Below are 14,760 nucleotides of genomic sequence, written 5' to 3' on the forward strand. Positions count from 1 at the left end.
GCGTCAGTCCGGAAACTTGGAGACGATGGTGAACATCACGACACCGGCGAGCGTGGTGATGAAGGAATAGGTGTAGAGCACCAACGCGAACGGCTGCAGCAGCATCAGCACGCCGGCGGCAATCAGGATCGTCGCCAACGTCTCCATCGGGCCGCGCCGAAGCGCCCGTGGCCAGCGCGTAGCCGCGACATCGGCAGGCCTATTTCGTATCGACCGGCTCATTTGCGCACCGCTCCGAAGGTGATGCCGCGCAACAGGTGCTTCCTCAGCAGCACCGTGAACACGACGATCGGGATCAGGAACAGCGTGGTGCCGGCAGCGACCGCCGGCCAGTCCTGGCCGCCCTCGCCGATGATGATCGGAATGAAGGGCGGCGCGGTCTGCGCCGTGCCCGAGGTCAGAAGCACCGCGAAGGCATATTCGTTCCAGGCGAAGATCAGGCAGAAGATCGCGGTGGCGACGATGCCGGTGGTGGCCTGCGGCAGCACGACCTTGAAGAAGGCCTGCAGGCGGGTGTAGCCGTCGACCATCGCCGCCTCCTCGTATTCGCGCGGGATCTCGTCCATGAATCCCTTGAGCAGCCAGACCGCGAGCGAGATGTTGACGGACGTATAGAGCAGGATCATGCCGAGCCGCGTGTCGGACAGGCCGAGCTCGCGATACATCAGGTAGATCGGGATCGCGACCGCGATCGGCGGCATCATCCTTGTCGACAGGATGAAGAACAGGAGATCATCCTTCAGCGGCACCTTGAAGCGCGAGAACGCATAGGCCGCGAGCGTGCCGAGCACGACCGACAGCGCGGTCGAGCCGAATGCGATCACCAGCGAGTTCACGTAGCGCGGGATGTAGTTCGATGGACCCGCGACCACCATGTTGCGGCCGCGCGAGATGCGGTCGCACAGATTGGCGGCCGGCGGCAGCTTGGCCATGTATTCCGGGGTCTGCCGCGTCCGGGTCGTGAACAGGTTGCAATAGCCCTCCAGGCTCGGCTCGGCGACGAGCTTCGGCGGATAGGCGATCGCATCCGACGGCGATTTGAATCCGGTCATGAAGATCCACAGCAGCGGCACCAGGGTGATCAGCGCATAGGCGATCACCACGGTCGCCGCGATCCGCTTGGTCAGCGGCGAGGGATCGACAACGGAATGGGCGGTTGCGAGACCGGTCATCGGCTTTTCACCCGGTTGAGCGCCTTGACGTAGATGTTGGCGAGGCCGAACACGGTGACGAACAGGATGATCGCGAAGGCCGAGGAATAGCCGGTGCGCCACTTCTCGAACGCCTCCCGCTTGAGCGTGATCGAGGCGACCTCGGTGGTCGAGCCGGGTCCGCCGCCGGTCAGGAGGTTGACCATGTCGAACATCTTGAAGTTCTCGATGCCGCGGAACAGCACCGCCAGCATGATGAAGGGCAGCGCCATCGGCAGGGTGATCGACCAGAACTGCCGCCACGGCGAGGCGCGGTCGACCTCGGCTGCTTCGTAGATGTAGTCGGGAATCGAGCGCAGACCGGCAAGGCAGATCAGCATCACGTAGGGCGTCCACATCCAGGTGTCGACGATGACGATGGCCCACGGCGCGAGCGGCACTTGCGCCAGCATCTGGAAAGACGATGCCGGCGCGCCGGTCGCGGCAGCGATGACGTAGTTGAAGAGCCCGATCTGCGGCTGGTACAGGAACGTCCAGAAATTGCCGACCACGGCCGGCGACAGCATCATCGGCAGCAGAATCAAGGTGGTCCACAGGCCGTGGCCACGGAACTTCTTGTCGATCAGCCAAGCCAGCGTGAAACCGAGCACGGTCTGGATCAGGATGGTCCAGAACACGAAGCGCGCGGTCACCGTCATCGCCGCCCAGACGTCCGGATCGGTCAGGATCGACTGGTAGTTGGCGAGCCCGACATCGAGCACCGTGGCATTGGGCCGGTTGGCGCGATAGTTGGTGAACGACAGCCGGACGGTCCAGATCAGCGGGAAGATGTTGATCGCGAGCAGCAGCAGCATGGTCGGCGTGATGAACAGCCAGGCGATGGCCCGCTCGGAGAGGCCACGCACGCGCCCCGCCACGACGGGCGGCGTCACCAGGGCGGCGCGGTCGACGAGGCTGCTCAGTCCGGTCTGGTCGGTCATGCGAGGGGCTGCTTCACTGGCTGCTTCTGGCTGGTGGTGAAACTGGCTGGTCCGCCCGGCAAGCCGAGGCTCGCCGGAGGGATCGTCGTGGCGCATCCCGCTTGCACGCGAGACGCTGCTTCCATCAGAGCTTGCCGTCCTCCTTGAACACCTTGGTCCAGTCGGCGATCAGCCCGTCGAGCGCGCCCTTGGCGGTGCCCTGGTCGGCGACGACATAGTCATGGACGCGCTTCTGCATCGCGAGCAGGAGCTGGGCGTAGGACGGCTCGGCCCAGAAATCGACCACCTGGTCCATCGCCACCAGGAAGTCGGCGGCGAACGGCGCGGTGTTCTTGAAGTTGGGATCGTTGAGCACGCCCTTGTGGCAGCTGTAGCCGCCGAGCGCCCACCACTTCTTCTGAGTGTCGAGCGAGGCGAACCACTTGATGTATTCGAGCGCCTCGGCGCGGTTTGGCGAATAGGCCACCACCGAGATGCCCTGCCCGCCGAGCTGCGAGCCCTTCTCCTTCTGCGCCGGATTGACGAAGAAGCCGATCTTGTCGCCGCCGACATTGGGATCCTTGTAGAGGCCCGGGAAGAAGGCGAACCAGTTCATCTGCAGCGCGACCTGGCCGGACTTGAAGGCATCCAGGCCCTCCTGCATGTAGCCGTTGGAATAGCCGGGCGGCGTGCAGCACTTGTACAGCGCCTTGTAGAATTCGAGGCCCTTCACCGCGTCGTCGGAGTTGACGAAGCCCTGCATGTCATAGGGCTTCTTCGGGTTCTGATACTTGAAGCCGAACGGATAGAGCGCGTTGGTGACGCCCATGGTGATGCCTTCCGAGCCGCGCTCGGTGAAGATCGCCGCGCCGTAAACGGTCTTGCCGTCGATCACCCGCTTCTGGAAGAACTCGGCGATGTCCTTCAGCTCTTCCTGCGTTTTCGGCACCCCGAGCTCGCGGCCGAACTTCTTCTTGAACTCCTCGCGGATCTCCGGCCGCGCGAACCAGTCCTTGCGGTAGGTCCAGCCGTTGGCGTCGCCCATCGCCGGCAGCGCCCAGTAGTTCGGCGAGCCCTTCGGCCACTCGGCGTAGCCGGCGACGGTGGCGGGCATGAAGTCGGAGATCTTGATGCCTTCCTTGTCGAAGAACTCGTTGAGCTTGACGTATTGGCCGTTCTCGGCGGCGCCGCCGATCCACTGGGAGTCGCCGATCATCAGATCGCACAGCTTGCCCTTGGAATTGAGCTCGTTGAGCATGCGGTCGGCGAAGTTCGGCCACGGCACGAACTCGAACTTCATGTTGACGCCGGTCTTGGCGGTGAAGTCCTTGGACAGCTCGACCAGCGCGTTGGCCGGATCCCAGGCGGCCCAGCACAAGGTGATCGTCTTTCCCTCGGCGCGTGCCGGCGCGGACGCGCCGAGCACTGTCGCGGCGGCGACCGTCGCCGTCAGTGCAAATGTCTGCAGCAACTTCATCTGGCACTCCCTCCCTGTTGGCGCCGCCCCTGCCTTTGCGCTGATGACGGCGGTGTGTGGCCCGCGGCGAGAGGCGCCGTCACAACGACAACGCGAGCCGCAAGCGTTTCCTCATGGTCCCGGATCGACTGTCCGAGTTAAGTATTTTGTTTAGTAGATTGCGGATGACTAAACATGTCAAGCGCATTTCCTCGCAATTCGCAGCGCATCATGTTTAGCGACTGCGGTAAGCAGCTCATCCGATGAAGATTTCCTGAGATCGCGCCCCCACAGCTTTCCGGCGCGGCGGCAACGACAACGGCCCACCCCAACCCCAGGCTGCGTTCTCGCCATCAGGCCTGCGCGAGCGTCACGCCGCAGCTCACCCGGCCGTCAGCGATAAAGAAGCGTCCGGCGAGACGAGCAACGGCGGCCGGCCAGTCCTCTTTCATGACACGCGCCTCGAACGTGCCCGCCGGCCATGCGATCGCGAGCTCGACCTCCTGGAAATCCAGGAAGCCGCGCGTGATCGGGTACTGGCATTTGTAGTAGGCTTCCTTGGCGCTGAAGATCACGATCGGCAGCATCGGCTGCAGCGCATCGGGCTGGGCGCGAAGCCATCGCCGCTCGGCCGGCGTGAGCACGAGATCGCGCATCGACGGATCGAGTTCGCGCAGGTCCTCGACATCCAGTCCAAGCGACGGGACATCCCTGCTTCGGGCCACGGCAACAGCGCAGTAGGCGGCGCAATGCGAGATGCTTCCCGCATAGCCCGGCGGCCACACGGGCGCGCGATCCGGCGTCGGAACGAGCGCGACCGGCGAAGCTCCGAGCGACGCCAGCGCCCTGCGCGCCAGGATCCGCGCGGTCGCGAACTCGGCGCGCCGCTTGGCGACCGCGGCCTGGATATGCGCGCGCTCTTCGGGAAACAGCTCATCCTCCGCCAGCGAGAGGCTCGATGCCGCAACCACGACCGGACCGTCAAACAGCTCTGCAATCGCCTTCATCGCCAACTCTGCACGCGCGCTGCCTCTCTTGCGGACCGGCCCTGACCAACACGGATCGGCTGGCCGCCACTCTACACGACGCGGCTGCTCCGAAACCGATCTCGAACGATTCCACATGACATCGCGATCTCGCGGCGTGTTTCGCCCGAGCTTTGCTTCCGTTCGTCCTCCTCTCCAGCGAGAAGAGGCGCAAGGAAGGCCGGGAGCCTGCCGCCCCCATGGCCCCCGTGCGGAAAGAATGCACGGGGCAGGAACCACAGGTTCGGCTGGGACATCCCGGCCTTCCCTGCGCGATGGTTTGACGGCTTATACGTGATCTCCCCGGGGACCGGCTTGATTGCCCCCGTCGCCGACGGATCATCATGACCGCCGACTTGGCGCCAGCTTCGGGGCGCCAGGACCACACGATTTCGCCGTCGCATCGTTCCGTTCGTCCGCGCAATCGAGATCACGCTGCGGACCGACACGCCCATCGCATCCCCGGCTCGACGTTCGTGACGATCGCGAAACGTCCCTCTTCAGCGAGCCGGGATGCGCGGAAATGTGGAGGTGATTTGCCCGACGGTGCAAGTGATAAGTGCGCGACAAACTGGCACGACGGGCAGTTTGGACATGACACGCATGCGGCAACTGCCCGTCGGGTGCAGGACCTTGATCGCCGAGGCAGCGGCGCGCCGCGCGGGCCCGACTCGGATCAGGCCGGCCGCCGGCCGCCGCCCAGCAGGAACAGCGCCGGCAGCATCAGCACGGGGCTGAGAATGGCCGACAGAAACACGCAGCCCCAGAAGCCCATGCGGGAGTCGCGGCCGAAATAGCCACTCAACAGGCACAGCAGCACATAGATGATGATGACGAAGGCAGACATCAGGCGATGCTCCTCATGCTGGCGAAAACGGGGGGCGGCGCGGAGCTAGCGGGCATTCTGCACCGGAGCCGCGGGAATGGGGGATCCCTGCCGTACCGGCGCCGGCGGCGACCCGAGGGGAGTCATGCGGGCCTGTCCTGGCAGATCGACGCCGCTCGGATTCTCCAGGACGTCCCGCGGCGGCTGTTGGATCTTGGGGAAGCTGAGCTTGGTGCTGTCGAAGTCCATGATCGAGGGGTTCGGCGCTGTGGCGCTGCCTGACGAGATATCCGAGCCCAGGATGAGCGGCATCTGATTGGCGCCGCCGCCGACCACGACGACCTTGCTGTTGTTGGAGCGGGCGAGGTCCAGCGTTGCCTGGATGCCGGTCCAGGTCAGCACGTCCTTCGACAGCGACCGCGACACCGTCGCATAGTAGTTCTCCAGGCCGATGGCCTCGATGCGCTGGCGCTCGGCCTCCGAGCGGGCCCGTGCAAGGATGAACTCATAGGATGCGGCGTACTGCTCCTGCGTCAGCTTGTCCTCGATCGCCTTTCGCATCCCGTCGGGAAGCATCACCCGGGTCACGACCATGTCGTCATAGAGCAGGATCGTGCTCTTGGGCTCGCCGCGCAGGGCATCCAGCATCTGGCCGGTCAGGAGCTCGCTGTCGAGCGTGTAGAGGCGATGGCTGTCGAACTTGCCGATCACGCGCCTGATGACGCCGAGTGCCACCGGCATGACCAGGCGATTGACGTAGTCGGTGCCGACCTCCTTCAGGAGCCGGGGCGCGGAGTTGGCATCGACGTGGAAGATGAGGTTGGCCTTGACGTCGACGCGCAGGCCTTCGAGGCTGAGCGCCTCGACGTCGAGCGCCAGCGACTGGACGCGCGTCTCGAACAGATACATCCTGTTCCAGGGCAGCTTGAGCGCCAGCCCCTCGCGATAGACGTCGTTGATGACGGTGCCGCCGCCGAGCAGGCTGTAGAGCACACCGACATGGCCTGCGGGAACCACGACGATCACGGTCCGCCACAGCAACAGGACCAGCAGGCCGGCGAAGGCGATGGTGCCGACGACATAGGCTTCGATGCGATCGCGCAGTCTGCCGCGCGTCGGCCTGAGCGGAGACGGCGAGTTGCGAAGGCTGCGATCGGGATAGGCCACGCTCATGTCAAAGCCTCGGCTTGCTCGAGCCGGCCGTCCCGCATCGTGAGAACGCGATCGCCCATCGAGAAATAGCGATCATCGTGGCTGATGACGATAACGGCCTTGCCGCGAGCCCGCAAGTCGGGAAGGATTTCGGTATAGAAGCGGTGCCGGAACGACGGATCCTGATCGGCGCCGACCTCGTCCAACAGGTAGATCGGCCGGTCCTCGAGCAAGGCGACGATCAGCGCCAGCCGCTTGCGCTGTCCGGTCGACAGATCGAGCTGGGTGAAGCCGCCGTCGCGAAACGCCGTCTTCTCGGCCAGTCCGAAGTCGGCCACCATGGCATTCACCTTGGCCGGATCAATCGTGCGCGCGCCGTAGAAGCGATCGAACAAATGGAAGTCGGCGAAGACGCAGGAGAACAACTGGCGATATTTGCCGCGCAGGGCATGGTCCACCGGCTCGCCGTCCCACAGGATGACACCGCCCGCCGGGTCATAGAGGCCGGTGAGCAGGCGCATCAGGGTCGACTTGCCGCTGCCATTGCCGCCGATCAGGTAGGTGATCTGCCCGGGTCGAACGACGAGGTCGCACGGCCCGAGCGTGAAGCTGGGCTTGCCGTCGCGGCCGGTGTGCGAATAGGTGATCGCGCGCAGCTCGACCCGCTCGAACACCTGATGCGCGGCATCGGGTGACGGCTCGGGCTCGCGCGCGGCGGCCAGCAGCCGCTTCTCCATGTCGAGCAGATGCTCCATCGACAGGTTGGCGCGTGCCAGCACCGCGGCCGAGCGCAGCACGTTGTCGAGCGACGACAGCATGAACAGCACAGTGTAGAGAACCTGGAGAACCGTGCGGTGCTCCTTGATGTAGTCCGGCAGGATGAAGACCACGGCGGCGAGCAGGCTGTAGAAGCCGATATAGGAGATGCTCATGCCGGAGGCGATGTGGTCCATCGCGATCGTGTTCTTGACGTCGATCTGCTCCGAGGCCGGCAGCAGATGATCCTGCTCCAGGTCGTAACCGCGCGCGGCGTTCTGACGCACCTCTTTGAAGCCGTGCAGCAGATGGCCCATCAGGTCGAGGAACCGCGTCTCCTGCGCGCTCGCGGCGACCAGGGCCGCCCGCGAGCCACGCTGGCTGTAGCGGTAGAAATACACGGTCACGACGAAGGCGAAGACCAGCAGCATGATCGCGAACAGCGACAGATAGGCGATGTAGGCGCCGAGCAGCAGGAACGTCATCGCCGAGATGATCCCGGTGACGATCTGCGGCGCGGCGTCGGAGATCAGGATGGTCTCGCGCGCGACCACGTCATAGATCCGGTCGACGCCGGTGTGCTCCAGCGCCTCGAGCTCGATCCGCCGGACCAGCAGCACGTAGTTGTCACGGATCTGGCGCAGGATGGCCTCGCTGAGGGCCGTGACCATGCGCATGGAGTAGCGGTGCGAGCCGATCACGAGCGCCGCCAGGACCAGGAACAGCAGCACCATCTCCAGCGCCGGCCCGTCGCTCGACTCCGGCGCGGTGGCCGTGTTGGTGACGACCATCAGCGCGCCCATGGCGAAGCTGGTCAGCACCATGCCTGCGATCAGGCGAAAGCGGATGGGACCCGCGGATGCGAGGACGAAGCGTATCAGGTCCAAGGTTCAAACCGCCTTCTGTCCACGCTGAAATCCCTCAAGGCCCCGATGCCGACGGCGGGCGCAGCACTCCGCCACAAAACAGCGCCGGCGATCACGACGAAGCTCGTCCGGCACATCGGGCAACATCGAATCCTGCTGCAACGTGTTTGATCACAACCAGCGTCCAGGGCAAAGAGGGCACGGCAAGGCTGACAAATAAACCAATCGGACAACATGCAACCTGATCGAACCGCGCCTCAGGACGGCGCGGCGACGAAGCGGTCGGCCAGCAGCTCCGACAGCACCGCCTCAGGACGATCGGACAAATAGAAGTGCCCGCCCGGAAAATCGCAGCGGCGAACGGGCCGGAGTGAGACACGATCCCATCCTGCGATCCGCTCATCCGCCGTCTGCGGGTCATCGCGTCCGCGCATGACGGTGAGATCGATGTCGAGCGGATCGGGCGATGGAATGCGATAGCCGAGCACGGCCGCGAAATCGGCGCGCAGCGCCGGCGCGATCAGCTCGCGCAATTCCGCGACCTCCATCACGGCCGGCGGAATGCCGCCGTAGCGGCGATCGACGGCGATCAGAAACTCATCATCGGCCAGCGTCATGAAACCGGTATCTTGCATTGCAAGATCGGGGGATTCCCGGCCGGAGACCGCCAGACGGAGCTCGGGCGCATATTCCGCACGGCGAAGTCCCCGAGCCGCTTCGAGCGCCAGCAGCGCGCCCATGCTGTGGCCGAACAGCACGGTCGGCAGATCCGGCCTGGCGAGCAGCGCGCGGACGACTTCCTCGGCGGACTCCACGATGTCGCGACGCGGCTCCTCGCCAAGGCGCGTCTCCCGACCTGGAAGCTGGACCGCCAGCACCTCGACATCGGGCGGCGCCAGATCGGGCCAACGCCGATAGAATGACGCGCCGCCTCCTGCCGGCCCGAAGCAGACCAGCCGGCGGCGGGCCGCAGGTCTCGGCTTGAAACAAAGAAGCCACTCATCAGCAAACGAATGCTGCCAGCGATCAGGCATCGATCAACCCACTTCAAATTTGTCGCATATTATCATGACAGGCCGATGCTGCCGCACCTCCAGATGCGGCCGCGCCGACGATGCTCACAGGACAATCGAGGGGATTCCCATGAATCCGCACCTCATTGTGCATTGCCCGCACCTCTCAGCCCCCTGCGGCGTTGCTACGTCCTGATAAGTCTAAGCTTCTTTTGATCGGTCTCTCGACATCCGTATCAATCACCTGGGCATTATCTGGTGACAGTCCGCGAGAAGCGAGCGGACGGCCCTTCCAAGGGAGGTGGAAGGATGGTACCTTTCAACTAATAATTGGGAATCAATCATCATGACAAATTTGGCTGCTAGCGACCAAGCTGTTTCCCCCGCCCCCGTGTCCCCCGAGCATCACAAACAGGCGCTGGCGATCGTCAAGCGCAACGCCGGGTTTGGTGCCATCACCGGACTCATCCCTTTGCCTTTGCTCGACGTTTTCGCGCTGACAGGTATTCAGATCAAGATGATCAGCGAGCTCGCCGAGGTCTATGAAATTCCGTTCAACGAGAACGCCGTGAAGTCGTACGTGGCCGCCTTGATTGGCGGCATCGTGCCGGTCAGCCCGCTGTCCGGCGTCGCGATCCGCGCGGCCCGCTACGTTCCGTTCATCGGTCCACTGCTCGGCATCGCCGTCGTGCCGGCATTCGCCTCGGCGCTCACCTGGGCCATCGGCCGGGTCTTCGTCAATCATTTCGAAAAGGGCGGAGATCTGTTGTCGGTCGATCTCGAGACGATGAAGGAGCAGGTCAAGCGCGGATTGACCCGCAAGGGTACGACCGCCGAGACGGCGACCGCTTAAGCCGCTTGCACACGGCCGCCTGCTGCGGCCGCTGATCTGCATCACCCGTACCGCGCGGTTCAGGGAACGCCGTTCTATGCCCTTGGTGTCGACATGGTGAATGTATTCGACGACGAGAACACCGTCTTCGTCGTGCTGGTCAACGACGAGGAGCAGTATTCGCTCTGGCCGCAATTCAAGGACATCCCGACTGGATGGCGGCAGACCGGACCGACGGGCGGCAAAGCGGAATGCCTCGCGTTCATCGAGGGTGCCTGGACCGACATGCGGCCGCTCAGTCTCCGCCGCCAGCGAGATGCCGCCGACCCGTCTGCAGCGTGACGCATCGTGAACGATCGATGGGATCCATCCCGCGCAGAATCGGAGCGCCTGCCGGCTGAGGACAGCCCGATCGAGACTCCGGCCGCCGGCAACGGCGACGAACTCCAGCGCAAGCGGCAACTCGCGGCCGAGCTGTTGCGCCGACGCGGGACCGAGGCGGCTCATCATCCCCTGTCGTATGGGCAGCAGGCGCTGTGGTTCCTGCATCAGCTGGATGCCACCAGCACCGCCTATCACGTCGCATTTCCCATCCGGCTTCGCGGTGCGGTCGATGTCGCAGCGCTGCGGCAGGCCATGCAGGATGTGATCGAGCGCCACCCTGCCCTGCGCGCCACCTTCGCCTGGCGTGGCGGGACGCCGATCCAGACCGTCTCGCCGCGCGCGGCCGAGCTGCGCCACGTGCAGGTCGCAGACCCGGCTGAGCTCGATCGGGCGGTGCAGGACGCCTACGAAGAACCGTTCGACTTCGAGCGCGGCCCGCTGTTCCGGGCGGTGCTCATCAGCCGCGGACGCGAGGATCACGTCCTGCTGCCGCTGGCTCATCACATCGTCATCGATGGCCAGTCGATCGTCATCCTGCTCGACGAAATCGGACGCAGCTATCAGGCACGGGCCCGCGGCGAGGTCCCTCAGCTCCCTCGCGTGGAGCGCAGCTATGCGGATTTCGTGCGCTGGCAGCGCACGATGCTCAGCGGGGCGCGCGGCGAGCAGCTGTGGTCGTACTGGCAGTGGCTGCTGTCCGGCGAGCTTCCCGTGCTCGACCTGCCGCTCGATCATCCGCGGCCGGCGCAGCGCCGCCAGCGCGGCGAGCAGATCGACCTCGCCATCGCGCCGGAGCTGCTTGTACGGCTCAAGGCGCTGGCGCGACGCCACGAGACCACGCTGTCCGTCGTGCTGCTCGCCGCCTACAGCCTGCTGCTGCACCGGTTGAGCGGGCAGGACGACATCCTGCTGGGCGCGGTGGTGGCCGGGCGCACCCAGCCGGCCTTCGATCCGACGGTGGGCTATTTCGTCAACACGGTCGTGCATCGCACCCGCCTGGTGGACGGCCAGAGCCTCGCCGCCTTTCTCGACGCCACGAGACGGGCGGCCGCCGAAGCGGCGGAGCATCAGGACTACCCATTCGCGGTGCTCGCTCAGCGGCTGCAGACGCAGCGCGATCCGGCGCGGACCCCTGTCTACGAGGCTTGCTTCAACTTCCTGCAGCTGCGCGGACAGCATGCCGTCCAAGGGCTCATCGCGCCGGTGGCGGATGACGGCTGGAGCACGTGGGGCGGGCTGGCAGCGCGCGTCTACCAGTTTCCGCAGCAGCTCGGGCAGTTCGATTTCGTGCTCGAGCTGTATGAGGCGAACGAGGCGCTGTTCGGCAATTTCAAGTTCAATCCGGATCTGTTTGCCCGGACGACGGTTGCGCATTGGGCCGGCGCGTTCGAGATGCTGCTGCGCGGGCTCGCCGATGACCCCGCAATCCCGGCGGCACGGCTGGCGCTGGCCGCCCCCGATCTGGCGCGGGCCGATGGTCCCGGCGCGCCCCCCTGTCTCACGGCGGTCGCGCCGCGCGAAACGCTTGCCACGCGGTTCGCGGCCGAGGTCCGCCGCATCCCCGACGCGATTGCCATTCGCACCGACGACCATACGCTCACCTATCGCGATCTCGACCGCCGCGCCAACGCGCTCGCGCACGACCTGATCGCGGCCGGGGTCCGGCCGCAGGACCCGATCGCGCTGCTGTTCGCCTGCTCATCCGAATTCGTCATTGCCGTGCTGGCGGTGCTGAAGGCCGGCGCGACCTATGTTCCGCTGGAGCCGGGCCAGCCGAGGGATCGGCGCGATTTCATCCTGCGCGAGACCGGCGCCCGCTTTGCCCTGGCCGCGCCCGCGCTCGTGGCCGAGCTTGCCGGCCATGGCGGCCTCGGCATTCTTTCACCTCGTCCCGACGCCTTCGATGATCGGGATCCCGGCGTCGCCGGCGCGGCCGATGATCTTGCCTATGTCATGTTCACGTCGGGCTCGACCGGCCATCCCAAAGGCGTCGGCATCAGCCATCGCAACATCCTCTCGCTCGCGGACGACCCGGTCTGGCACGACGACGGACCGCAGACGATCCTGCTGCATTCCAATCCCGCCTTCGATGCCAGCACCTTCGAGCTGTTCGTGCCGCTGCTCCACGGCCACACGATCGCGATCGGACCAACCGGCGCATTCGACGCGCGCCGGCTGGCCACGGCCATCCGTCAGCATGGCGTCACGCGCCTGTTCCTGACCTATCAACTGTTCGCAGCGATCGCGGAGGAGCATCCCGACTGCTTCGACGGGGTGCACGAGGTGCTGACGGGTGGCGAGACCGTGTCGCCGGATGTCGTGCGCCGCGTGCTCGAATACAGCCGCACGGTGGTCTCCAACGCGTATGGTCCGACGGAGACCACGACCTTCGTCACGCGGCATGCTCTGTCTGACGTGGCCGCGATCACGTCACCCCTTCCGCTCGGGCGCACTCTTGCCAATCGCTCCGTCGTCATTCTCGATGACGCCCTCAATCCGCTGCCGCCGGGCGTCGTGGGCGAAGTCTATGTCGCGGGCGCGGGCTTGGCACGGGGCTACATCAATCGTCCCGGATTGACGGCGGAGCGCTTCATCGCCGATCCATTCGGACCGCCGGGCACCCGGCTGTACCGCACCGGCGATCGCGCCCGCTGGCGCGCCGACGGCACGCTCGAGTTCCTGGGACGCGCCGACCATCAGGTCAAGATCCGCGGCTTCCGCATCGAGCCCGGCGAGGTCGAGAGCGCGCTGCGCCGTCACGACGGCGTCGCTGCTACCGCCGTGGTGCCGCAGGAGCATCCGCAAGGGCGGCACCTCGTCGCCTATGTGGTCGGCCGCGACGGCGTTGCGCCGTCCGTCGCAGAGCTGCGCAGCCATCTCGGCAGCCTGCTGCCGGATTACATGGTGCCTTCGCTGTTCGTCACGCTCGATGCGCTGCCGCTCACCCCCAACGGCAAGCTCGACCGCAAGGCGCTGCCCGAGCCCGATCTCGCTGCTGCGTCCGAGACACCCCATCGCGCGCCACGCTCCGCCACCGAGCAGGCGCTTGCCGCGATCTGGGCCGAGCTGCTCGGCCACGACGAGATCGGCATCGACGACAATTTCTTCGCCCTCGGCGGCCATTCGCTGCTTGCCACCCGCCTCGTCTCCCGCCTGCGCAGCCAGTTCGGCCGCGAGCTGCCGCTGCGCCGGCTGTTCGAGCAGCCGACCATCGCCCGCCTCGCTTCCTGCCTCGACGGCGAGGCCGGCGATCAGGCCACCGCCTTCGTCGCCGTGCCGCGGCCGGCCGACCTGCCGCTGTCCGCCGCCCAGACCCGGCTCTGGTTCCTGGATCAGCTCGAAGGCGGCTCAGCCGCCTATCTCATTCCCTTCGCGCTCGACCTCGACGGCGCGCTCGATCCACAAGCGCTCGATCGCGCGCTGACGGCCCTGGTCGCACGCCATGAGAGCCTGCGCAGCACGGTCGAGCTCAAGGCCGATCGTCCGGTGCAGATCATCCGCCCGGCCGGCGCCTTCCGCCTGCTGCATGACGACCTCTCCGATCTCTCGCCCGCCGACCGCGACGCCGCGCTCGCCGCAAGACTCGATGGCCTGGTGCAGCACCGCTTCGACCTGTCGCGCGACCTGCCGCTGCATGCGGTGCTGGTGCGGCTCGCTCCCGAGCGCCACGTGCTCGCGGTGGTCATCCATCACATCGCCTTCGACGGCTGGTCGTCCGGCATCTTCTTCGGCGAGCTGGCGCGGCTGTATGCGGCCGCCCGCAACGGCACGGTTGCGAGCCTGCCCGAGCTGTCGGTGCACTATGCCGACTACGCACTGTGGCATCGCCAGCTGCTCGCCGATCCCAACGGTCCGATTCCGCGCGAGCTCGCCTACTGGCGCACGGCGCTCGCCGATGCGCCGGCGCGGCTCGAGCTGCCGCTCGACCTGCCGCGGCCGGCGACGCCGCACCATCCCGCGGGCTTCGTGCATCTGCACCACGGGGCCGACGAGGTCGCAGCCTGGGAGGCGCTCGCGCGACGCCATGGCGTCACCCTGTTCATGGTGCTGCACGCCGCCTTCGCCACCGTGCTGGCGCGCTGGAGCGGCAGCGACGACATCAGCATCGGCACCCCCATCGCCAACCGCACCCGCCGCGAGTTCGAAGGCCTGATCGGCTTCTTCGTCAACACGCTGGTGCTGCGGCTGCGCCTCAGTGATGATCCGACATTGGCCGAGCTGCTCGCGCGCGTGCGCGAGACCGATCTCGCCGCCTTCGCGCATCAGACCCTGCCGTTCGAGCAGCTGGTCGAGGAGCTGCAGCCAGCGCGCCAGCTCGGCATCAGCCCGCTGTTCCAGGC

The 14,760-nt window shown here is 66.0% G+C and carries 12 protein-coding genes; 3 read left to right on the forward strand and 9 right to left on the reverse strand.

All coding sequences use genetic code 11. The features are described from left to right. Positions 1–3 precede the first annotated feature (3 nt). From ACQR1F_RS31345 to ACQR1F_RS31385, 9 genes are all read right to left on the reverse strand, one after another. Entirely contained in the window at positions 4–222 is a 219-nt protein-coding gene (locus ACQR1F_RS31345; RefSeq protein WP_316215583.1) for a hypothetical protein, read from the reverse strand. After that, the gene (locus tag ACQR1F_RS31350) at positions 219–1,172 is read right to left on the reverse strand and encodes a carbohydrate ABC transporter permease (protein WP_434880819.1); all 954 of its coding nucleotides are present in this window, start codon (positions 1,170–1,172) and stop codon (positions 219–221) included. The genes ACQR1F_RS31345 and ACQR1F_RS31350 overlap by 4 nt, the downstream gene beginning before the upstream one ends. Then, positions 1,169–2,131: a carbohydrate ABC transporter permease gene (locus ACQR1F_RS31355; RefSeq protein WP_316236691.1), complete on the reverse strand. Its 963-nt coding sequence runs from the start codon at positions 2,129–2,131 to the stop codon at positions 1,169–1,171. The genes ACQR1F_RS31350 and ACQR1F_RS31355 overlap by 4 nt, the downstream gene beginning before the upstream one ends. A gap of 124 nt (positions 2,132–2,255) precedes the next feature. Next, on the reverse strand, positions 2,256–3,587 hold the full coding sequence (locus ACQR1F_RS31360; protein WP_434914499.1) for an ABC transporter substrate-binding protein: 1,332 nt from the start codon (positions 3,585–3,587) through the stop codon (positions 2,256–2,258). 332 nt (positions 3,588–3,919) lie between these two features. Next, positions 3,920–4,573 (reverse strand): 4'-phosphopantetheinyl transferase family protein, encoded by a 654-nt coding sequence (locus ACQR1F_RS31365; protein WP_434914501.1) that lies wholly within the window; start codon positions 4,571–4,573, stop codon positions 3,920–3,922. 694 nt (positions 4,574–5,267) lie between these two features. Next, positions 5,268–5,438 carry a hypothetical protein gene (locus ACQR1F_RS31370; RefSeq protein WP_315800403.1) on the reverse strand — a complete coding sequence of 57 codons (171 nt, stop codon included), beginning with the start codon at positions 5,436–5,438 and terminating at the stop codon, positions 5,268–5,270. Between the two features lie 45 nt (positions 5,439–5,483). After that, positions 5,484–6,590, reverse strand: a complete 1,107-nt coding sequence (locus ACQR1F_RS31375) for a prohibitin family protein (RefSeq protein ID WP_315800404.1) — start codon at positions 6,588–6,590, stop codon at positions 5,484–5,486. After that, a complete protein-coding gene (locus ACQR1F_RS31380; protein WP_434914503.1) occupies positions 6,587–8,212 on the reverse strand; it encodes a cyclic peptide export ABC transporter in 1,626 nt (541 codons plus the stop codon). The genes ACQR1F_RS31375 and ACQR1F_RS31380 overlap by 4 nt, the downstream gene beginning before the upstream one ends. A 236-nt stretch (positions 8,213–8,448) precedes the next feature. Next, positions 8,449–9,225, reverse strand: a complete 777-nt coding sequence (locus ACQR1F_RS31385) for a thioesterase II family protein (RefSeq protein WP_315800406.1) — start codon at positions 9,223–9,225, stop codon at positions 8,449–8,451. A gap of 280 nt (positions 9,226–9,505) precedes the next feature. Here ACQR1F_RS31385 and ACQR1F_RS31390 point away from each other — a divergent pair, with 280 nt between their 5' ends. The 3 genes from ACQR1F_RS31390 to ACQR1F_RS31400 all read left to right on the forward strand — a co-directional run. Next, positions 9,506–10,057: a YcjF family protein gene (locus tag ACQR1F_RS31390; RefSeq protein ID WP_315800407.1), complete on the forward strand. Its 552-nt coding sequence runs from the start codon at positions 9,506–9,508 to the stop codon at positions 10,055–10,057. Between the two features lie 93 nt (positions 10,058–10,150). Further along, complete coding sequence (locus ACQR1F_RS31395; protein WP_315800408.1) at positions 10,151–10,378, forward strand: MbtH family protein; 228 nt, start codon at positions 10,151–10,153, stop codon at positions 10,376–10,378. 6 nt (positions 10,379–10,384) lie between these two features. Next, positions 10,385–14,760 (forward strand): amino acid adenylation domain-containing protein (locus ACQR1F_RS31400; protein ID WP_434914504.1); only part of this gene is annotated, 4,376 nt, incomplete at its 3' end.

The organism is Bradyrhizobium sp. HKCCYLS3013, from assembly GCF_051167615.1.
Taxonomy (GTDB): Bacteria; Pseudomonadota; Alphaproteobacteria; order Rhizobiales; family Xanthobacteraceae; genus Bradyrhizobium.

Coding starts and splice junctions, on each gene's coding strand:
- ACQR1F_RS31365 (WP_434914501.1), bottom strand. CDS start 4,573: ATGAAGGCGATTGCAGAGCTGTTTGACGGTCCGGTCGTGGTTGCGGCA.
- ACQR1F_RS31385 (WP_315800406.1), bottom strand. CDS start 9,225: ATGCCTGATCGCTGGCAGCATTCGTTTGCTGATGAGTGGCTTCTTTGT.
- ACQR1F_RS31355 (WP_316236691.1), bottom strand. CDS start 2,131: ATGACCGACCAGACCGGACTGAGCAGCCTCGTCGACCGCGCCGCCCTG.
- ACQR1F_RS31350 (WP_434880819.1), bottom strand. CDS start 1,172: ATGACCGGTCTCGCAACCGCCCATTCCGTTGTCGATCCCTCGCCGCTG.
- ACQR1F_RS31345 (WP_316215583.1), bottom strand. CDS start 222: ATGAGCCGGTCGATACGAAATAGGCCTGCCGATGTCGCGGCTACGCGC.
- ACQR1F_RS31395 (WP_315800408.1), top strand. CDS start 10,151: ATGGTGAATGTATTCGACGACGAGAACACCGTCTTCGTCGTGCTGGTC.
- ACQR1F_RS31375 (WP_315800404.1), bottom strand. CDS start 6,590: ATGAGCGTGGCCTATCCCGATCGCAGCCTTCGCAACTCGCCGTCTCCG.
- ACQR1F_RS31360 (WP_434914499.1), bottom strand. CDS start 3,587: ATGAAGTTGCTGCAGACATTTGCACTGACGGCGACGGTCGCCGCCGCG.
- ACQR1F_RS31370 (WP_315800403.1), bottom strand. CDS start 5,438: ATGTCTGCCTTCGTCATCATCATCTATGTGCTGCTGTGCCTGTTGAGT.